The organism is Sphingopyxis sp. Q841, assembly GCF_052384365.1.
GTDB classification, from domain to species: domain Bacteria; phylum Pseudomonadota; class Alphaproteobacteria; order Sphingomonadales; family Sphingomonadaceae; genus Sphingopyxis; species Sphingopyxis terrae_A.
Genome location: NZ_JBQSUM010000002.1, coordinates 258,456 through 278,620, shown reverse-complemented (window position 1 = coordinate 278,620; position 20,165 = coordinate 258,456). Strand labels below are relative to the sequence as shown.

Annotated in this window: 17 protein-coding genes; 7 read left to right on the top strand and 10 right to left on the bottom strand. The window is 67.6% G+C overall.

The genetic code is table 11. The features are described from left to right. Positions 1–13: 13 nt before the first annotated feature. Positions 14–1,594 carry a cytochrome ubiquinol oxidase subunit I gene (locus ACT17R_RS11710; RefSeq protein WP_062903186.1) on the bottom strand — a complete coding sequence of 527 codons (1,581 nt, stop codon included), beginning with the start codon at positions 1,592–1,594 and terminating at the stop codon, positions 14–16. Between the two features lie 91 nt (positions 1,595–1,685). Between ACT17R_RS11710 and ACT17R_RS11705 the strand changes: the two genes are divergently transcribed. Both ACT17R_RS11705 and ACT17R_RS11700 read left to right on the top strand, forming a co-directional pair. Next, entirely contained in the window at positions 1,686–3,332 is a 1,647-nt protein-coding gene (locus tag ACT17R_RS11705) for an ATP-binding cassette domain-containing protein (protein ID WP_412072816.1), read from the top strand. After that, the gene (locus ACT17R_RS11700; protein ID WP_217373332.1) at positions 3,329–4,924 is read left to right on the top strand and encodes an amino acid ABC transporter ATP-binding/permease protein; all 1,596 of its coding nucleotides are present in this window, start codon (positions 3,329–3,331) and stop codon (positions 4,922–4,924) included. The genes ACT17R_RS11705 and ACT17R_RS11700 overlap by 4 nt, the downstream gene beginning before the upstream one ends. A gap of 10 nt (positions 4,925–4,934) precedes the next feature. Here the strand turns inward: ACT17R_RS11700 and ACT17R_RS11695 are convergent, their stop codons facing one another. The 7 genes from ACT17R_RS11695 to ACT17R_RS11665 form a co-directional block, all read right to left on the bottom strand. Further along, a complete protein-coding gene (locus ACT17R_RS11695) occupies positions 4,935–5,288 on the bottom strand; it encodes an ArsR/SmtB family transcription factor (protein ID WP_062902280.1) in 354 nt (117 codons plus the stop codon). Continuing rightward, complete coding sequence (locus ACT17R_RS11690; RefSeq protein WP_217373333.1) at positions 5,285–5,941, bottom strand: peroxiredoxin; 657 nt, start codon at positions 5,939–5,941, stop codon at positions 5,285–5,287. Before ACT17R_RS11690 ends, ACT17R_RS11695 begins: the two co-directional genes overlap by 4 nt. Positions 5,942–6,019: 78 nt before the next feature. After that, positions 6,020–6,820, bottom strand: coding sequence for a sulfite exporter TauE/SafE family protein (locus ACT17R_RS11685; protein WP_412072817.1), 801 nt, complete (start codon positions 6,818–6,820; stop codon positions 6,020–6,022). A gap of 13 nt (positions 6,821–6,833) precedes the next feature. Then, positions 6,834–7,757: an MBL fold metallo-hydrolase gene (locus ACT17R_RS11680; RefSeq protein ID WP_062902282.1), complete on the bottom strand. Its 924-nt coding sequence runs from the start codon at positions 7,755–7,757 to the stop codon at positions 6,834–6,836. Between the two features lie 78 nt (positions 7,758–7,835). Beyond that, the gene (locus ACT17R_RS11675; protein ID WP_263588523.1) at positions 7,836–9,101 is read right to left on the bottom strand and encodes a TolC family protein; all 1,266 of its coding nucleotides are present in this window, start codon (positions 9,099–9,101) and stop codon (positions 7,836–7,838) included. Continuing rightward, positions 9,098–9,301: a YgaP family membrane protein gene (locus ACT17R_RS11670; protein WP_058811342.1), complete on the bottom strand. Its 204-nt coding sequence runs from the start codon at positions 9,299–9,301 to the stop codon at positions 9,098–9,100. The genes ACT17R_RS11675 and ACT17R_RS11670 overlap by 4 nt, the downstream gene beginning before the upstream one ends. Positions 9,302–9,315: 14 nt before the next feature. Further along, positions 9,316–10,593 (bottom strand): NAD(P)/FAD-dependent oxidoreductase, encoded by a 1,278-nt coding sequence (locus ACT17R_RS11665; protein WP_263588524.1) that lies wholly within the window; start codon positions 10,591–10,593, stop codon positions 9,316–9,318. Between the two features lie 193 nt (positions 10,594–10,786). On the opposite strand from ACT17R_RS11665, the gene ACT17R_RS11660 reads away from it, so the two are divergent. The 5 genes from ACT17R_RS11660 to ACT17R_RS11640 are packed head-to-tail and all read left to right on the top strand — an operon-like array spanning position 10,787 to position 17,515. Further along, positions 10,787–11,125, top strand: a complete 339-nt coding sequence (locus ACT17R_RS11660; RefSeq protein ID WP_062902285.1) for a rhodanese-like domain-containing protein — start codon at positions 10,787–10,789, stop codon at positions 11,123–11,125. Positions 11,126–11,127: 2 nt separating this feature from the next. Beyond that, positions 11,128–12,192 carry an efflux RND transporter periplasmic adaptor subunit gene (locus tag ACT17R_RS11655; protein WP_444809491.1) on the top strand — a complete coding sequence of 355 codons (1,065 nt, stop codon included), beginning with the start codon at positions 11,128–11,130 and terminating at the stop codon, positions 12,190–12,192. After that, positions 12,189–15,407 (top strand): efflux RND transporter permease subunit, encoded by a 3,219-nt coding sequence (locus ACT17R_RS11650; protein WP_444809490.1) that lies wholly within the window; start codon positions 12,189–12,191, stop codon positions 15,405–15,407. Before ACT17R_RS11655 ends, ACT17R_RS11650 begins: the two co-directional genes overlap by 4 nt. Continuing rightward, positions 15,404–15,721, top strand: a complete 318-nt coding sequence (locus ACT17R_RS11645) for an ArsR/SmtB family transcription factor (protein ID WP_062766819.1) — start codon at positions 15,404–15,406, stop codon at positions 15,719–15,721. The genes ACT17R_RS11650 and ACT17R_RS11645 overlap by 4 nt, the downstream gene beginning before the upstream one ends. Positions 15,722–15,760: 39 nt before the next feature. Beyond that, on the top strand, positions 15,761–17,515 hold the full coding sequence (locus ACT17R_RS11640; RefSeq protein ID WP_062902288.1) for a chloride channel protein: 1,755 nt from the start codon (positions 15,761–15,763) through the stop codon (positions 17,513–17,515). A 196-nt stretch (positions 17,516–17,711) separates the two neighbouring features. Here ACT17R_RS11640 and ACT17R_RS11635 read toward each other — a convergent pair whose 3' ends face one another. Beyond that, the gene (locus ACT17R_RS11635) at positions 17,712–18,563 is read right to left on the bottom strand and encodes an FAS1-like dehydratase domain-containing protein (protein WP_263588528.1); all 852 of its coding nucleotides are present in this window, start codon (positions 18,561–18,563) and stop codon (positions 17,712–17,714) included. After that, positions 18,563–20,158, bottom strand: coding sequence for an acyl-CoA dehydrogenase family protein (locus ACT17R_RS11630; protein WP_263588529.1), 1,596 nt, complete (start codon positions 20,156–20,158; stop codon positions 18,563–18,565). Before ACT17R_RS11630 ends, ACT17R_RS11635 begins: the two co-directional genes overlap by 1 nt. Positions 20,159–20,165 lie beyond the last annotated feature (7 nt).

Here is a 20,165-nt window from a genome sequence, read left to right as displayed (position 1 = left end):
CGTCTGATCCTCCTTATTCGGCCGGCAGCGGGGTATAGCCCGCGTCGGTGGGTTCGATGCCCGAGGCAAGGTCGCGGCCGCGCTTGGACTCGGGGCCCTTGCGGATCGCCGCGAGCATCAGCCGCACCTCGATGAAAGCGAGCGCGCTGTAGAGCAGGGTGAAGGCCGCGATGGTCGTCCAGACCTGCGCCACCGTCAGGCTCGATGCGCCGAGGAAGGTCGGCAGCACGCCCTCGATCGCCCATGGCTGGCGGCCATATTCGGCGAGCACCCAGCCCATTTCGGCGGCCAGCCACGGCAGCGGCATGATGATCACCGCGGCGCGCAGGAACCACTTCACATCGAAGCGCCGCACCGTCGCATAATAGAAGGCGAGGGCGAAGAAGCCGATGAAGAAGAAGCCGAGCCCCGCCATGAAGCGGAACAGCCAGAAGGTGACCGGGACGTTGGGCACCGTGTCCCACGCCGCCTGCATGACCTGGTCGGCGGTCGCGTTGCGCGGATCGGGGACATAACGCTTGAGCAGCATCGCATAGCCGAGGTTGCTGCGGTTCGCCTCGAAGATCGCGCGCGCGGTTGCGTTGGTGCGATCGGCCTTCAGATCCTCGAGCGCGCCATAGGCGAGCTTGCCGCTTTCGATGCGTTCCTGCGCGTGGAGGACCAGTTCGTTGATCCCCTGGACCTGCCCGGTCAGGCTGCGCGTCGAAATCAGGCCGAGGACATAGGGTATCTTGATTTCATAGCGCGTCTCGCGGTCCTTGACCGACGGCAGGCCGAAGAGCGTGAGCCCGGCGGGCGCCATTTCGGTGTGCCACATTGCCTCGATCGCGGCGAGTTTCATCTTCTGATGATCGGTGAGCGCATAGCCCGATTCGTCGCCGAGGACGACCACCGACAGCGAGGAGGCGAGGCCGAAGGCCGCGGCGACGGTCAGCGAGCGCTTCGCGAGCGCGGTGTAACGGCCGCGGAGCAGATACCAGGCCGAAATGCCGAGAACGAAGACCGAGGCGGTGACATAGCCGGCGCTGACCGTGTGGACGAACTTCGCCTGCGCGACGGGGTTGAACAGCACCGAATAAAAGTCGACGACTTCCATGCGCATCGTGTCGGGATTGAAGCGCGACCCGACCGGATTCTGCATCCAGCCGTTGGCGATCAGAATCCAAAGCGCCGAAAGATTGGAACCCAGCGCGACGAGGAAGGTGACGAGGAGATGGAGCTGCTTGGACAATTTGTCCCAGCCGAAGAACATCAGCCCGACGAAGGTCGCCTCGAGGAAAAAGGCCATGAGCCCCTCGATCGCGAGCGGCGCGCCGAAGATGTCGCCGACATAGTGCGAATAATAGGACCAGTTCATCCCGAATTCGAACTCCATCGTCAGGCCGGTCGCGACCCCGAGGACGAAGTTGATCCCGAACAGGCGGGCCCAGAAACGCGTGATGGTACGCCAGATTTCCCTTTCGGTGATGACATAGATGCTCTCCATGATCACCAGCATGAAGGAAAGCCCCAGCGTCAGCGGAACGAAGAGGAAATGGTACATCGCCGTAAGGGCGAATTGCAGGCGGGATAATTCGACTACGGCCAGGTCCATGGCGCCACTCCTGAACAGCGACTCGGCGGGGTGCCGCACGGCTTGCGGCATCGTCATTTAATGAATATGGGAATGTGTGAATATTAGAAAAATGTCAAGTAGAGATAACGCCACATCTGCAGCACCCGCCGCCAGCCGCGGTGCCTTGGCCGCTTGGCTTGGCGATGCCGTTGCCGCGGTGCTCTTCGCGCTCGCGCTCGCGCAATTGCTGGCGCTCCACGTCGCGCGCGACCTTCGCGGCGGCGGAGGGGGCGACGCGGGATTCGGCATTGCGGGCTGGGCGTGGATGCTGCTGCTGATTGGCGCGGCGCTGGCACGCGGCGCTTTGCAGGGCGGCGCCTTTGCGATCGGCCTGCGCCACGCCGCGCGCTTTGCCGCCGAGCTGCGCGCGCGCGTCGCGCCCGCGCTCATGGTGAGCGCGGCGGGGCGCGGACGCCTGATCGGTGAAGATGCCGAACTAGCGGTGACCGCGATCGACCGCATCGAGCCCTATGTTGCGCGTTTCCTGCCGCTGCGCCGCGCCGCGATGCTTTCGCCGCTGCTGATCGCGCTGGCGGCGCTGCTCGCAAGCAGCGTCGCCGCGGCGATCCTGTTCGGCACGCTGTTGCCCTTCGCGATCGGTATGGCGCTCGCCGGCAGCGCCGCGGCGCGGGCGAGCGAGGCGCAATTGGGGGCGCTGTCGCGGCTCGGCGGCTTGTTCGTCGACCGGGTTCGCGCGCTGCCGCTGATCCTCTCCTATGGCGCCGAGGATCGCGTCACGCGTCAGATCGGCGGGGCGGCGCGCGATCTGGCGGAACGGACGCTGGGCGTGCTGCGCATCGCCTTTGCATCGAGCGCGATCCTCGAATTTTTCAGCGCGCTCGCGGTCGCGCTCGTCGCGGTTTATTGTGGCTTTTCGCTGCTCGGCCTGCTGCCCTTTCGCGCGCCCGAAAGCCTCGACTTCGCCGAAGCCTTTTACGTTCTTGCGCTCGCGCCCGAATTTTATCTCGGCATGCGCCGCCTGGCCGCGGCCTATCACGACAAGCAGCAAGGCGAAGCGGCGCTGGCGGCGCTTGCCGCCGCGGAGGCACCGATCGCCGATCACGCAGTCGCACCGCCGTTACCCGGCGCACCGGCGGCTCTTGTCGTCGATGCGTGGGTTGTTCGGCACCCCGAAGGCGCGGCGATCGGACCGATCAGCGCGCGCTGGATCGGCCCCGGCCTTCACCTGATCGTCGGGCCGAGCGGATCGGGCAAGACCAGCCTCCTCCGCGCGTTGATCGGGCAGGTGTCCGTCGAGTCGGGGCGCCTTTACGCCGACGATGCCGCGGTCGACCCACGCGCGCTCGCCTCGCTGTGCGGCTGGGCGGGTCAGCGGCCCTTGCTGTTGCCCGGGAGTCTCCGCGCCAATCTGCTCGTAGGAGAGGCGAAGGCGCGCGATGCTGCGATCATTGCCGAACTCGACGTGCTCGGTCTTTCGGCGCTGATTACCGCGCGTGGCGGCGGGATCGACTGGGTTGTCGATGACCGCGGCAGCGGGTTGTCGGGCGGCGAACGGCGACGGATCGGGCTGGCGCGCGCGCTGCTGTCGCCCCGCCCGCTGCTGCTGCTCGACGAGCCGACTGCCGACCTCGACGCCGCGAGTGCGGCGCGCGTCGTCGCGGTGTTGCAGGCCGCTGCGACGACCCGGACGATCGTCGCGGCGACGCACGATCCGGCGCTGATCGCCGCGGCGGACAGCGTGGTGGAAATCGGATGATCGCGGCATTGCTCCGATCCGCGCGCGCGGGCCAGCGCCGCGCGGTGTTGCTCGGCATGGCGGCAGCTGCAGTCGCTGCGCTGTCGGCGATCGGCCTGCTCGCGGTGTCGGGCTGGTTCCTGACCGGTGCGGCGATTGCCGGCCTGACCGGCGCGGCGGCGGTCAAGGCGTTCAATTATCTGGTGCCCAGCGCCGCCATCCGCGGGCTGGCGATCTTGCGCACGCTGTCGCGCTATGGCGAGCGGCTGTTCAGCCATCAGGCGATGCTGTTTGCCCTTGCCGAGGTGCGTGCCGTGCTGTTTGCGCGGTTGATCGCGGCACCGCCGGCGACGGCGCTTCTCCACAATCGCGGCGATGTCACGGCGCGGCTTGGTGGCGACGTCGAAACGCTGGAGGAGGCACTGCTGCGCACGACGCTGGTACCGTCGGGCATCGCAACGCTCGCGGGGACGATGCTGTTGATGGCACTCGCGGGCTGGGCTGCTGCAGCGGCCTTGCTGGGCGCAGCGGGGGCAAGTTTTGCAGTCGCGCGCCGGATCGGGCGCGACCGGATCGCCCCGGCGCTCGACGCCGAAAGCGCAGCGCTCGGTGCGCTCAAGCGATGCTATGTCGAACTGGCGGCCGGGGGCGACGATATTGCGGTCTATGGGCTTGCCGCCGACGTGCGAGCGGCAATCGCGGCGGCCGAAGCGCCGCTCCACCGCGCCCGCGCGGCGATGGCCGGCGCCGACACGCTGGTGTCGATCGTGCATTGGGGGCTGACCGGTGCGGCGGTGGCCGCGATCGTCGCGCTGTCGCCCGCTAGCGCCCCGGTTGTCGCGCTCGCAGCGCTTGCTGCGACCGCTGCTATGGAGATCGTCGGCGGCCTCGCCCGGCTCGACATTCAACGCTGGAAGAGCCGCGGTGCGCGCGCGCGGCTCGATGCGATGTTTCCGGACGTCGCCGCCCCGGCGAGCGATGGTGCGCCGGCGCAGCCGATCGTCGAACTGGCGGTCGCGGGCGCCCTGTACCGCATTGTTCCGGGCGACCGCGTTCTGCTCGCCGGGCGGTCGGGGAGCGGCAAGACGCGGTTGCTCGAAACGCTGACGGGGCTGCGCGACGATGCGCCCGAAGATGTGCGGATCGGCGGATTGCTTGCGGTAGGCTTGCCGCTCGCGGCGCGGCGGTCGCTGTTCGCGCTCGCGGCGCAGGACGCGGCGATGATCGCGGGCAGCGTGGCCGACAATCTGTCGCTCGCACGGCCGGGCATCACGCGCGACGAGATGCAGGCGGCGCTGACCGTTGCCTGCCTTGACGATGTCGTTGCGCAATTGCCCGGTGGGCTCGACTGCCGGCTGGGCGACGACGGCGCGCGGCTGTCGGGCGGACAGCGCAAGCGGCTGTCGCTGGCGCGAGCGCTGCTGGCGCAGCGGCCGTTCCTGCTGCTCGACGAACCGAGCGAAGGGCTCGACGGGGCGACCGAAGCGCGGCTGATCGTGCGACTGGGCGACTGGCTTGCGGAGGCGGGAAGCGGGTTGATCCTCGTCAGCCACCGCCCCGCAATGCGGGCGCTTGCCACGCGGCAGATCGAGATGGACGGCGATCCCGGCTAGCGCCAGGATCCTAGCGCAAGATTCTCGCGAAATGGGCGGCGCTGGCGGAGGCGTCGCGGGTGCTCGTCGTCGCGGCGGGACTGACGCCGAACTGGTCGGCGAACGCGCGGACGGGCGCGAGCGCTTCGGGTTTCAGGCGGTAGAAAATCTGCTTCGCCTCGCGCCGCGTTTCGACGATCCGCGCGTTGCGCAGCACGCCGAGTTGCTGGCTGAGCAGCGGCTGGCCGATGCCGGTCGCGCTTTCGATCTGCCCCACAGCAAGTTCCTGATCGCGCACGGCGAAGATCAGCTTGAGCCGCACCGGATGCGCCAGGACGCGCAGCAGTTCGACCAGATCGTCGTCGATGAGCGCCTCACCGGTCATTGCGCCCTGGCATCCTTCGCGAGCGTGTAGAACCAGCCGGTCGGATTGTCGGCCGCGAGCACGCCTTCGGTGGCGAGTTCGGGCGGGACGAGGAGGTCGTCGCCGGGCTGCCAACCCGCGGGCGTCATCGCCGACCCGTCGCTCGTGCGCTGGAGCGCCGCGACGGTGCGCACCATCTCGTCGACCGAGCGGCCGACGGTCAGCGGATAGATGGTCAGCGCACGGACGACGCCGTCGGGATCGATGAAAAAGGCCGCGCGCACCGTCGCGGCGCTGAAGGACTGGGCGTCGACCATGCCGAAAGCGTGCGCGATTTCGAGCGAGGGGTCCTCGACGATCGGAAAGGGGATGGCGACGCCCAAGTCGTCGCGCAGCGCGCGGATCCACGCGAGATGCGAAAAAAGGCTGTCGACCGAATGGGCGAGCAGCGCGCAATCGAGCGCGGCAAAGCGGTCGGCGGCACGTGCGATGGCCAGAAACTCGCTGGTGCAGACAGGGGTGAAATCGCCTGGGTGCGAAAAGAAGAGCAGCCACCGGCCGCGATAATCGCTGAGCCGCACCGGTCCGGCGGTGCTGCGCGCGATGAAATCGGGCGCGGTGTCGCCGATGCGGATCGGGCGCGCAGCGGGCCGGTTGTCGCTGTTGTCGGGCATCGGGATTCCTCTGGGAGCTTCCTCTCGCTCGACAGCGATCATATATAATTCATAATATCGTGTAAATGTGATATGCGCTCAGCCGAGCATGGCCCCGGCGCTGTGGTAGAGCATATAGGCGGCCACGACGAGAACGAGCAGCGCGAACAGCGTGTTGAGCCGTCCAGTTCTGGCCGACAGGCGCTGCGCACCCTTGAGCCCCAGCCAGCTTCCCAGCGCGCCGCCCGCGATGAACAGCCCGGCAAGCTGCCAGTCGACGAGGCCCGACCAGGCATAGTTGGCGGCGGTGGTGAGCCCGAAGGCGGTTACCGCGACCAGCGAGGTGCCGACCGCGTTGATCATCGGCATTCCCGTCGCGGCGACGATGCCGGGGACGATCAGAAAGCCGCCGCCGATGCCGAAAAAGCCGCTGAACGCTCCGCTGCCGAGGCCGTAGCCGAGCAGGCGCGGCGCATTTTCCCGGCTGATCCGCACCGCGGGATCGCCGATCTGGCCGCGCTTGCGCAGCATGATGACCGCGATGACGACCATCAGCAGCGCGAAGAGAAAGAGCAGCTTGGCGCCGTCGAAGCTCTTGCCGAGGGTCGATCCGGCGAAGGCGCCGACGATTCCGGCGCCGGCGAAGGTCAGCCCGCACGGCCAGCGCACATTGCCAGCGCGCGCATGGTTGGTCAGCCCAACCGCCGCATTGGCGGCGACGGCGAGTGCTGCGGTCCCGATCGCGACATGCGGCTGCGGCACCCCGACGAGATAGACCATCAGCGGCACCGCAAGGATCGACCCGCCGCCGCCGACGAGCCCGAGCGTGAAGCCGACGAGCACGCCGGAGAGCGCGCCGAGGATCATCTGGGCGAGGCTGATCGTCATGGGATCGGTCATCGCGCGCGCTATCCTACAGCTTATCGAGCGGCAGCTTCAGATATCGGGTGCCGTTCGCTTCAGGTTCGGGGAAATGACCCGCGCGCATATTGACCTGGATCGACGGGAGGATCAGCCGCGGCATCGACAGCGTCTTGTCGCGCGCCTCGCGCATCGCGACGAACTGATCTTCGTCCACGCCTTCGTGGACATGAACGTTGGCGGTGCGCTCGGCCGCGATCGTCGTTTCCCAAGCAAAGCTGTCGCGATCCGGCGCCTTGTAATCGTGGCAGAGGAACAGCCGCGTTTCGCCGGGAAGCGACAGCAAGCGCTGGATCGAGCGATAGAGGGTGCGCGCATCGCCGCCGGGAAAGTCGGCGCGCGCGGTGCCATAGTCGGGCATGAACAAGGTATCGCCGGTGAACAGCGCATCGCCGATGATCCACACCATGCACGCCGGCGTGTGGCCGGGGGTGTGGAGGACCATCCCCTCGATCTCGCCGAGCATGAAGCGCTCGCCGTCGGCCATCAGCCGGTCGAACTGCGAGCCGTCGCGCGCGAAGCGCTCATCTTCGTTGAAAATGGCGCCGAACACCGTCTGCACCGTTTCGATATGCCGACCGATGACGATCTGGCCGCCGAGCTTCGCTTGCAGATAGGGGGCAGCGGAGAGGTGGTCGGCATGGGCGTGGGTTTCGATCTGCCATTCGACGGTCAGCCCTTCGCGGCGGACATAATCGACGATCGCGTCGGCCGACGCATGGCCGGTGCGGCCCGAAGGCTGGTCGAAATCGAGTACCGAGTCGATGATTGCCGCCTTGCGCGTCGCGGGGTCGTGGACGACGTGCGTCGCGGTGAAGGTAGGTTCGTCGAAGAAGCTTTTGACGACGGGGATAAGGCCGGTTGCCCGCGCCTTGTCGATCAGCGCGGCGGCGGAATCGCGGTGAAGGTCGTCCATGCGATCATTCCTTCGTTTAAAATATTAGATAAAACTAATATAGTGAGGCGGCGCCGTTTGTCCAGTGGAGGAGGAGGCCTATTCGATACCGCAGAGCAGGCGGAGGCGCCACGCCGCGGTCTGCACCGATGCCTGCGCTTCGGCGAGCCGCGCGGTCGCGGCGATCGCTTCGCGTTCGGCATCGAGCTCGGCGAGCGGGGGGCGGGCGCCCGAGCGCACTTCGAGGCGGGTGCCGCGTAGCGCCTCGCGCGCCGCGGCGTCGCCATCGCGCGCGGCATCGAGCGCGCGTTCGGCGCTGTCGAGCCCGCTCCACGCCTCGATCACCGCCTGGGTGACGTCGTCGCGCGCCTGACGCAGCCGCGCTTCGCTGGCCGAGAGTTTCGATTGCGCCTCGCGGACGCGCGCGCTGCCCGCGCCGCTGTCGAAGAAGGTCCAGCGCCCGCGCAGCCCGACGGTGACACTGTCGGCGCGATAGTCGGGGAAAAATTGGTCGCGGATCCGCGCGCCCTCGGCAAAGACGCCGAGCTGCGGGCGGTTGGTCGCCTTGGCGGCGCGCACTCCCGCGGCGGCGCCGTCGACGCCGGCATCGGCCTGCGCGAGCAGGACATTCGCGGCGACGGCGGCCTCGACCGCTTCGCCGAGCGTCGCGGGAACCTCGGGGCGCGGGGGCAGGGGGGCGAGATCGCCGACAGGCTTGCCGGTCAGCCGCTCGAGGCGGGCGAGCGCGGCGGTGAGGCGGCCCTGGGCCTGGACAAGACCGGCCTGTCCCTCGGCGCGGCGTGCTTTCGCCTGGGCGACCTCGCTGCTCGTCGCATCGCCGACGTCGTAGCGCAGGCCGGTATGACGAACGATCTCGCCCAGCGCATCGACTAGCTTGCCATAGCTCGCGACAAGATCGCGCGCGGTGAGCACTTCGGCATAGGCGCCGACAGTCGCGAGGGTCAGATTCTGGCGCGCCATATCCTTGCCAAGCGTCGCAGCGCGGCTGCCCGCTGCGGCCTGATCGATCGCGGCGCTGATCCGTCCACCGGCGTAGAGCGGGTATTCGCCGACCAGTTGCACGGCGCTGGGGGTCACGTTTTGCGCGGTTAGACCGAAATAGCCGCCAGGGTCGAGCCGGCCGGTGCCGACGCTGCCCTCGACACTGGCGGTGGGACCGGCGGCGGCGCGCGCCTGCGCGAGCCGCGCAGCGGCGGCATCGGCATCGGCTGCCGCCGCTTCGAGCGCGGGCGAGTGCGCGCGCGCGTCGGCGATGGCGGTCGCCAGATCCTGCGCCGCCGCGGGGTGCGGCAGCGCGAGCGCGGCAAGGCATGCCGCCGTCAGCAGGGTCGCGGCGCGCTTCACTTAAAGGCGGCTCCCTGCCGCACGCCGAGACGCTTGAAAATGGCCGCCGCGGGACAGAAGCCGGTGAAGCTTGCCTGGATCATGTTGAGCCCCGCAAAGGCGGCGAGTCCGATCCACCAAGGATGGACGAACCAGGCGAGCAGCACGCTCGTCAGCACGACGAGGCCCGCGAAGCGCAAAACGGCACGATCGAGGTTCATGGGTCTTCCTTTCGTCAGAAGCGGAGTTTTTTGATCCCGAGCGCATGCATCGCGAGCTTTTCGTAAAAGGGCTCGCTCTCGCCCTTGCGGACCTTGCGCAGGAAATATTTTTCGAAGCCGATCTTCGCGAGATGGACCCACTTGCCTGACGACGACCAGTTGAGGTTGCGTGGCGGGATCTGTGGCTGCGCGACAAAGGCAACGCCGCCGTCGCCGAAGTCGGCGAGGCAGACGGCGTTCCACGTCGCCTCATGCTTCGGTGGCTGACCGGCGAGTTCGAGTTTCAGATTCTGCGCGATCGCGGTGACCATCGATTCGATCATGAAGCCCGTCTTGGGCACGCCCACCGGGACCGGGGTCGGGCCGACCGGCGGAATCGCGACGCAGACGCCGAGCGAATAGATGTTGGCGAAGGTCGGATTGCGCTGATGCTTGTCGGCGATGATGAAGCCGCGCGGATTGGTCAGTCCTTCGATGCCGAAGACGGCATCGACGCCGCGAAAGGCGGGCAGCAGCATCGAATAGCCGAAGGGCAGGTCGTGCTTGGCCTTGACGCTGCCGTCCTCGGCGACTTCCTCGACATGCGCCATGCCGGCCTCGAAGCTGGTGACGCGCGCATTGGTGATCCATTTGATGTGACGGTTGCGCAGCTCGCTTTCGAGCAGGCTCTTGGTATCGCCGACGCCATCGAGGCCGAGATGGCCGATATAGGGTTCGGCGGTGACGAAGGTCATCGGCACCCGGTCGCGCAGCTTGCGGCGCTTGAGTTCGGTGTCGAGGATCAGCGCGAATTCATAGGCCGGCCCATAACAGGAGGCGCCCTGTGCGGCGCCGACGACGATCGGCCCCGGATTTTCGCAGAAGCGGTCGAAGGCATCGGCCGCGGCGGCGGCATGATCGGTGGCGCATACCGATACGGTGTTCGCCTCCGGCCCGAAGCCCTCGATCTCGTCGAAGGCGAGTTTCGGCCCGGTTGCGATGACCAGATAATCATAATCGATGAAGGCGCCGTCGTTCAGTTCGACCCGATTTTCCTTGGGGTGGACGCGCTTCGCGCCGACCGCGGTGAAATCGATGCCCTTGCGCTTCATGACGGGGGGCAGGTGAACGCAGATCGCTTCGGGTTCGCGCCAGCGGACCGCGACCCAGGGGTTGGAGGGGACGAACCAGTAATTTTCCTGGTCGGAAATCACCATCACCTCGGCCTTGCCCTTGGAAACCTCCCGTATTTCGTAAGCGGCAATGGTGCCCCCGAGTCCGGCGCCCAGAACGACGATCCGCGGTAACGACATGCTTTCTCTCCTTGTTCCGGCGCTGGCTGGCTCCGGCTTTTTCAAATGGTTCGGTGTGCGGCCAGTTCGGTGAGTCGGACCCGATTGCTGTCGGCATAATATTAGATATTGCGAATATTACAACTAAGTAATATTATCAGTGTCGAAATCTGGCCGCGCCGGTTAGCGTGCCGGTCAACCGAGGAGTTTCGTCATGCTGAGCCTATTCCGCAAACCGCGCCATAAGGAGATTCCCGCACAGCAGCTTGCGGCTTTGCTTGACCAAAAGCGTGCGATTCTGGTCGATGTCCGCGAATCGGACGAATTCGCGAGCGGCCATGTCGCGGGCGCGCTGTCGATGCCGCTGTCGCGGTTTCAGGCAAGCGCGCTTCCGGCGGGCGACAAGCCGGTCATCCTGACCTGCGCCGCGGGTCGCCGTTCGGCGATGGCGCTCGACAAGGCGGCGGCGGGGCGGCCCGACATCGACACCCATCTTGCGGGCGGCATGGGCGCCTGGCGCGCGGCCGGCCTGCCGGTCGTGACGGGGAATTGACGATGCGCCCATCATCCCTGCTCACCTCTGCGCTGCTCAGCGCCGCCCTGTTTGCGGCATCGCTGTCGCTCGCCGGCTGTGGCGGCGAGACGACTGCGCCCGCCGAAAAGAGCGCGGCCGTGACGGGCGAAAGGCTGGCGTTGCAGCCGGTGACGATCACCGACTGGAAGGATGTTGGCGCGCTGGTAACGAGCGTCGATATGGCCGACGCCCGCGCGCGTATTCCCGGCATCCTCGACAGTCTGAGTGTTCGCGAAGGCGACATGGTGCGCAAGGGACAGGTGATCGGCCGCGTCGTCGACAGCCGCCTCGGCTATGAAGGCGCGGCCTATGGCGCGCAGGCGGCGGCGGCCCAGGCGCAGGCTGCACAGGCCGATGCCGAGCTGGAGCGCGTGCGCTACCTCCATGCCAATGGCGTCTATGCGCAGGCGCGGCTCGATCAGGCCGAAGCGCAGGTGCGTGCGGCGCGGGCACAGGTTTCGGCGGCGCGGGCGCAGCAATCGGCGGTCGGTGCGGTCGCCGGGCAGGGCGCGGTGGTCGCCCCCTCGACAGGGCGCGTGCTGATCGCGCAGGTTCCGGCGGGTTCGGCGGTCGCGCCCGGCACGTCGATCGCGACGATCACCTCGGGACCGATGGTCCTGCGCCTCGAACTGCCCGAAACCTTGGCCGACAAGGTTCATGTCGGAAGCGCGGTGCTGGCGACGGGGCTTTCGGACGACAAGGGCGCGGCACCGCCGCGCGCCGGCGTCGGCCGCGTCTATCCCGCGGTCAGCGGCGGGCAGATGTCGGCCGACGTTCCGATCCCCGGACTTGCCAGCACGATGGTCGGTCGCCGCGTCGCGGCGCGCGTTGCGGTCGGCGAGCGGCAGGCGCTCGTCGTTCCGCGCCGCTTCGTCGAAACCAGCTATGGCATCGACTATGTGACGATCATCGTCGGCAAGGATGCGACGTCGCGGGTGCCGGTCCAGATCGCGCCGACCGACGATCCGGCGCGGGTCGAGATATTGTCGGGCGCGGGCAAGGGCGACACGCTGATCGCGGTGGCGCGCGGGGCGGCAGGCAAATGAGCCTGGGCCTGTCGGGGCGGCTGACGCGCGCGACGATCCGCAGTCCGCTGACGCCGCTGATGCTGCTCGCCGCCATAATGGTGGGGCTGCTCGCGATCATGACGATCCCGCGCGAGGAGGAGCCACAGATCAGCGTGCCGATGGTCGACCTGATGGTCGCCGCGCCCGGCCTGTCCGCGAGCGATGCAGTCGAGCTGATCGGCAAGCCGCTGGAGACGATCGTCAAGAGCGTCGACGGCGTCGAACATGTTTATACCCAGGCCGAAGACGACGGGGTGATGGTCACCGCGCGCTTCCTGGTCGGGTCCGATCCCGACGACGCCGCCATCCGTATCAACGAGCGGCTGTCGGCGAATATGGACAAGCTGCCGCAGGGCATCCAGCCGCCGCAGGTGACGGTGCGCGGGATCGGCGATGTGCCGATCGTGGTGCTGACGCTGTCGCCCAAGGCCGGCGCGCGCGGCGACTGGAACGAGCAGGCGCTGCGGTCGCTCGCCGCCCGGTTGCGGACCGAGGTTGCGAAGGTCGACAATGTCGGCCTGACCTTCATCACCGGCGGACAGGAGGAACAGCTTCGCGTCGTTCCCGATCCGGCGAGACTCGCCGCGCATGGCGTCTCGCTCGGCGCGCTGATGGACGCGGTGGGACAGGCAAACCGCAGCTTCCCGCTCGGAACGGTGCGCGAAGGCGGCGCGGCGACCGCCGTCGTTGCCGGACAGACGGTCCGCAGCGCCGAGCAACTGGCGACGATCACGGTGCGCGCCGCCAACGGCAATCCCGTCTATCTGCGCGATGTCGCGACGGTCACGCAGGGGCCGGGTGAGGATCAGGCGCGAGCATGGCGCTGGGCCAAGGGCGCGGGCGATCGCTGGTCGATGGCGCCCGCGGTCAGCCTGGCCATCGCGAAGCGTTCGGGGGCCAATGCCGTCAATGTTTCGGACGCTGTGGTCGCGCGGGTCGAGGCGCTGCGCGGCAGCCTGATCCCGCCGGGCGTCGAGGTCGCGGTGACGCGCAATTATGGCGAAAGCGCCAATGAAAAGGCGAACGAGCTGATCTTCCACCTCGGACTCGCGACGGTGTCGATCGTCATTCTGATCGGCTTCGCGATCGGCTGGCGCGAGGCGGGGGTGACGGCGGTGGTCATCCCGACCACGATCCTGCTCACCATGTTCGCGTCGAACATCATGGGCTTCACGATCAACCGCGTCAGCCTGTTCGCGCTGATCTTTTCGATCGGCATCCTGGTCGATGACGCGATCGTGATGATCGAGAATATCGCGCGCCACCGGGCGATGGCCGACGGGCGCAGCCGGATCGACGCGACGGTCGATGCGGTCGCCGAGGTCGGCAATCCGACGATCATCGCGACGCTGACCGTCGTCGCGGCGCTGCTTCCCATGCTGTTCGTATCGGGACTGATGGGCCCCTATATGGCGCCGATCCCGATCAACGCCTCGGCGGCGATGCTCTTTTCCTTCTTCGTCGCGGTGATCATCGCGCCGTGGCTGATGGTGCGCTTTGCGCGCGATACGCTGGCGCAGGGCGCGCACGACCATGCGGGCGGGGGCAAGCTCGGCGCGCTCTATGGCCGCGTCGCCATCCGCGTGATCCGCGATCGCAAGAGCGCGCGCAATTTCCTGATTGCCGTCGGCGCCGCGACGCTCGTCGCCTGCTCGATGTTCTATTTCAAGGCGGTGACGGTGAAGCTGCTGCCCTTCGACAACAAGTCGGAGGTGCAGCTTGTCCTCGACATGCCCGAGGGCACGTCGCTCGAGACGACGGGGCGCACGCTCGACGCCGCCGCGGCGGTGGTGCGGCAGATTCCCGAGGCGCGGTCGATGGAAGCCTATGCGGGCACCTCGGCGCCGTTCAATTTCAACGGCCTCGTGCGGCACTATTTCCTGCGCAATCGGCCCGAGATGGGCGATTTGATGGTGACGCTGACGCCCAAGGGCGAGCGCGACCGGTCGAGCCACGCCATTGCGCTCGATCTGCGCCAGCGGCTGAAGAAAGCGCTGCCGCTGCCCGCCGGTGGGTCGATCAAGGTCGTCGAAACCCCGCCGGGACCGCCGGTGCTCGCGACGCTGCTCGCCGAAATATATGGTCCCGACGAAGCGACGCGGCGCAAGACCGCCGCGCAGGTCGAGGCGCTGTTCCGCACCGTCCCCTATGTCGTGGATGTCGACAACAGCTTCGGCGTCCCGCGCCCCCGCCTGCGGCTGATACCCGATCGGGCGCGGATGGACGCCTATGGCATTTCGGAGCGCCAGCTTTTCGACAGTATCGGCGCGCTGCTGGGCGGGCAGACCGTCGGCTATGCGCCGCGCGGCGACGGGCGCGATCCGCTGCCGATCCGCATCGCGCTCGATCAGTCGCAGCGCAGCTGGAGCGCCGACCTTGCCGCGACGCCGGTTGCGACGATGGGACCGGGCGGGCGGCTCGTCCAGCTCGGCGAGATCGTCGATGCGCGCGAGGAGGCAGGATCACCCGCGCTGTTCCGCCGCAACGGCCGCGCCGCCGATATGGTCACCGCCGAACTGGCGGGCGAATATGAAGCGCCCATCTATGGCATCTTCGCGGTCGACGATGCGATCGAGGCGTTCGACTGGAAGGCGCACGGGATGGAAAAGCCGGTGGTCCGCTTCAACGGTCAGCCCGACGATGAACAGGTGCCGACCCTGCTGTGGGACGGCGAGTGGGAGATCACCTGGGTGACCTTCCGCGACATGGGCGCCGCCTTCATGGTTGCGCTCCTGGGCATCTATGTCCTGGTCGTCGGGCAGTTCCGCAATTTCAAGATTCCGCTCGTCATCCTGACGCCGATCCCGCTGACGCTCGTCGGTATCGTGCTGGGGCATATGCTGTTCGGCGCGCCCTTTACTGCGACGTCGATGATCGGCTTCATCGCGCTGGCCGGGATTATCGTCCGCAATTCGATCCTGCTGGTCGACTTCATCAACCATGCGAAGGGCGAGGGCAAACCGCTGCGCGATACGCTGCTCGAAGCGGGGATGATCCGCTTCAAGCCGATCGTGCTGACGGCGGCGGCGGCGATGATCGGGGCGGCGACGATCCTGACCGACCCGATCTTTCAGGGCCTTGCGATTTCGCTGCTCTTCGGACTCGCCTCCTCGACACTGCTCACCGTGCTCGTTATTCCCGCGATTTACATCGTCCTGCGCGACGATGGCCGTGAAGGAACTCTCTCCCCATGACCAAGCCGACCGACCTTTCGATCCTGAAACGCGATGCGCGCGAGATGGCCGACTATTTGAAGCTGCTCGCGCATCCCGAGCGGCTGCTGATGCTGTGCCAGATGGACGAGCGCGAAGTGTCGGTCGGCGAACTCACCGAACTCAGCGGGCTGTCGCAATCGGCCGTGTCGCAGCATCTGGCGCGCTTTCGCGACCAGGGCATCGTGTCGGCGCGCGGCGAGGCGCAGACGCGCTATTACAGCCTGTCCGACGCCAAGATGCAGCGCATCATCGCGGCGCTGTGCGAGGCATGTCACGGGCACGAAGCGGCTTAACACTTGACCCGGAGCCGCCGCCGCGCTTGGAGCGCCGACGTGTTCCGGATACGCAAAACCCGTCTGCTGATCGCCGCCGCGCGGCAACGCCGGCGGCTGCGCGAGAGCGAAGCCGCGTTCATCCTGCTCGCCGCGCTGGCGGGGCTGGCGGCTGGGGTGCTGACCAACATCCAGCAATTTCTGGCGCATGGCATACAGCAGCTTCTTTACGGCGTCACGATCAACCGGCTGAGCGCGCTCGGTGAGATCCATCATCCGTGGAAGCTGATCGCGCTGCCCATCGGCGGCCTTCTGCTCGTCCTGCTCGCGCGCGGCCTGCGCAACCGCAAGCGCATGCCCGTCGACGTGGTCGAGGCGAACGCGCTGCACGGCGGACGCATTCCCTTTGCCGACAATCTGGTGATCGCGTCGCAGACGATTATCTCGAACGGTGCTGGCGCGTCGGTGGGGCTCGAAGCCGCCTATGCGCAGATGGGCGGCGGCTTCGCCTCGCAGCTCGGCCAGTGGTTCGCACTGCGCCGCAACGATCTGCGCACGCTGGTCGGCGCCGGGGCGGGCGGGGCGATCGGCGCGGCCTTCGGCGCCCCGCTGACCGGCGCCTTCTATGCGTTCGAGATCGTCATCGGCAACTATACCCCCGCCGCGATCGCCCCGGTGATGGTCGCGGCGCTGTCGGCCGTGTTCGTCAGCCGCGCGCTCGGCGTCGATCCCTATCTGATCGCGACGACCGTCGACCGCGCTTTTTCGACCGCCGACTATCTTGCCTATGCGTTGCTCGGGCTGGTTGCCGCGCTGTTCGGCATCCTCATCATGCGGCTCGTCACCTTCGCCGAAATTCGCGTTCAGGGATGGCAAAGGATCGCAGGCTGGCGGCCACTGATCGGCGGCTTGCTGCTGATCCCCTTGGCGCTGGTGTCGCCGCAGACGCTGTCGGCGGGGCATGGCGCGCTGCACCTTGATCTGGTGCTCCGCCCGGCGCTGTCCTTCCTCGCCATCGTGCTGCTGCTCAAGATCGCGGCGTCGGTCGTGTCGCTCAGCTTCGGCTTTCGCGGCGGGCTGTTCTTTGCCTCGCTGTTCCTGGGGTCGCTGATCGGACAGATCTTTGCGGGACTCGTCAACATGAGCCCCCTCGGCATCGCACTCGATCCCAATGACGCGGCGCTGGTCGGCATGGCGGCGCTCAGCGTCTCGGTCGTTGGCGGGCCGATGACGCTCGCGGTGCTGATGCTCGAGACGACGCATGATTTCGCGCTGATGGGCGTGGTGCTGACCGCGACGCTGGTGTCGAGCGCGCTGACGCGCGAATGGTTCGGCTACAGCTTCTCGACCTGGCGCCTGCATTTGCGCGGCTCGAAGATCCGCAGTCCGCGCGACATTGGCCGGTTGCTGACGCTCACCGCCGGACGGATCATGCGCACCGACTGGACCGCCGTCCCCGCCGCCATGACCGTCGCCGATTTCCGCCTGCGCGTGCCGCTCGGTTCGACGGCCAAGGCCGTACTCACCGATGGCGAGGGCCGCTATGGCGGGATCGTCGTCACAGCCGCGGCCTATCATCCCGACATTGCGGGCGACGCGCCGATCGCCAGCCTTGCGACGCTCACCGACGACACGCTGCACCCCGCAACCGGGGTCGAGGCGATGATCGCAGCCTTCGATGCCGCCTCGGCCGATGAACTCGCGGTGGTCGACGATGGCGGAAAGGTGATCGGCGTCGTCACCGAAAAACATGCACGGCGCCGCTATTTCGAGGCGCTCGAAGAGGCGCAGCGCGACCTGTTCGGAGAAAGCTGAAAAATTTGCGCCGGCGGATGGGGCCGCCGGTGCACCTCCCTAAGGGGGGAGGGAGAGGAGAACAGCGTATCGTGCTTTGCCCCGCCGCTGTGGGCGCAATCGGCGGTCGGCGCGCCTGCGCTGCGCCGAAACGCGATTATCGCGCCACGAAGGTTGCGGGAGATAGTGCGGGAGGCCGGGGGGCGCCGCGCCGGTGTTAGCGGGTGGCGCTCGCCGCCATCACCTGCCGCCCGTCGCTCGCGAAAGCCCCAAGAACGATATCGTCGCCGTCTCCGCGCAGCGCCAGATGCAATTGCTCGCCGCAGATCGCCGGAGACGTGCCGCGGAAATCGAAGCGGGTGAGGGCGTTGTCGCCAAAGTGCCGCGCCGCGAGGTCGAGGAGCAGCGTTGCGGTGAGCGGGCCGTGGACGACGAGGCCGCGATAGCCCTCTTCTTCGGTCGCATAAGGTAGGTCGTAGTGGATGCGGTGGCTGTTGAAGGTCAGCGCCGAGTAGCGGAACAGCAGCGCCTCCGACGGAACGAGCATGCGGTTTGCGTCCCAGCCCGTCGGATCGAAGCGGCCCTCGCCCGGCGGCGGCGGGGCTGGTGGGGCGCCGGCGGGCGCGGGTTCGCGGAAAACGATGGTCTGCGTCTCGCGCACCGCGAGTTCGCCGTCGCCATGCGTTTCGTGCGCGACCTCGGCAAAGACGAGCGCGCCGCTGCCGCCCTGCTTTTCGGTGATCGCGGCGACGCGCGAGCTGCGCATTACCGTCTGGCCGGGGCGCAGGGGATTGAGGAATTCGATCTTGCTTGAGGCCCACATGCGGCGCGGGAGGGGGATGGGGGGCAGGAAGCTGTCGTCGCTATCCTCGCGCACGGGGTGGCCGTCGGCGCCCAGGATCGCCGTCGGTGCACCGGGGAGGCAGAGGCACCAGTGATAGGCTTGCGGAACGCTATCGTCGGCGGGCGCGGAGCGGTCGAGCGTCGCGAGCCAGCGCTTCACCGCGCCGCCATCGACATGATCGTGGCGGATATCCTCGCGGCCGATCCAGGCGCTCCAATCATTCATCAATTGCGTCCTCCGGTCAGCCCGCGCGCGATCACCTGCGCCTGAATCTCGGCCGCGCCCTCGAAGATGTTGAGGATGCGGGCATCGCAGAGCACCCGGCTGATCTCATATTCAAGTGCATAGCCGTTGCCGCCGTGGATTTGCAGCGCGGCGTCGGCGTTCGCCCAGGCGGCGCGCGCGCTGAGCAGCTTTGCCATACCGGCTTCGATGTCACAGCGTTTGCCGCTATCCTTGGCGCGCGCGGCGGCGTAGCTGAGTTCGCGCGCCATCACGAAGTCGACAAGGCTCATCGCCAGCTTGTCCGAAACACGCGGAAAATGGAGGATCGCCTTGCCGAACTGCTTGCGGGTGCGCGCATAGTCGAGCCCGAGTTCGAGCGCGCGGCGCGCGACGCCGACCGCGCGCGCGGCGGTCTGGATGCGCGCGCCCTCGAAGGTGCGCATGAGCTGCTTGAAGCCCTGACCTTCCTCGCCGCCGAGCAGCGCGTCGGAGGGTGCGGTCATGGCGTCGAATTGCAATGCATATTCGCGCATCCCGCGATAGCCGAGCACCTCGATCTCGCTGCCGGTCATGCCGGCGGCGGGGAAGGGATCGGCCTCGCTCCCGCGCGGCTTCGGGACGAGCAGCATCGACAGGCCGGCATAGCCTTTCGCGTCGGGCAGGGTGCGCGCGAGCAGGGTCATCAGGTCCGATCGTGCGGCGTGGGTGATCCAGTTTTTGGCGCCGTCGATGACCCAATGGTCGCCGTCGCGGCGGGCCCGGGTTTGCAGCGCGCCGAGGTCGGAGCCGACATCGGGTTCGGTGAACACCGCGGTCGGCAGGATTTCGCCGCTCGCGATCCGCGGCAGCCATTCGGCCTTCTGCGCATCGGTGCCGCCATGAACGATCAACTCGCCCGCGATCTCGGACCGGGTGCCGAGCGAACCGGTACCGATCCAGCCGCGCGATAGTTCCTCGGTGACGATGCACATGACGAGCTTGCCGAGGCCGAGGCCGCCAAATTCCTCGGGAATACAGACGCCAAAGGTGCCTAGCTCAGCCATCGCTTGAACCGTCGCATCGGGGATCAGCTCATTGGCGAGGTGCCAGCTATGCGCGTGCGGGATGATCGCGGCGTCGGTGAAGCGGCGATACTGGTCGCGGATCGCGTCGAGGTCGGCGTCGTGGAGCGTCTCGCTTGGCCATTGATTTTCGGCTAGCGCGGTGGCGACTTTAGCGCGGGTGGCGGCATGGTCGGCGTCGAGCAGGTTCGCGCAGGCGTCGGCGAGCACGCGCGCCGCAGCGCTGAGGCCAAGATCGGCGGGGCGGAAAATCTCGTTCTGGCCCATCGGCAGGCCGCCGGTGAGCTGGCCGATGCTCTCGGCGAAGGCGAGGGTGGCGATCTGCGCGTTGAGCGGGATCGAGTCATTGCCAGCGCCAAGCCAATCGAGCGTCGCTTCGAGCGCCGCGACCGTCGTTGCGACCCACGCGAAGCCATGCGCGGCGCGCTGCTCGCTGTCGATTGGGGTGGCCGCCAGCCGCTCGGCGAGCGCGGCTTGCGCCGCACCGCGATACGCCTGCGCGGCAAGCAGCGCGGCGTTCAGATTAGCGTGCATCACCAAA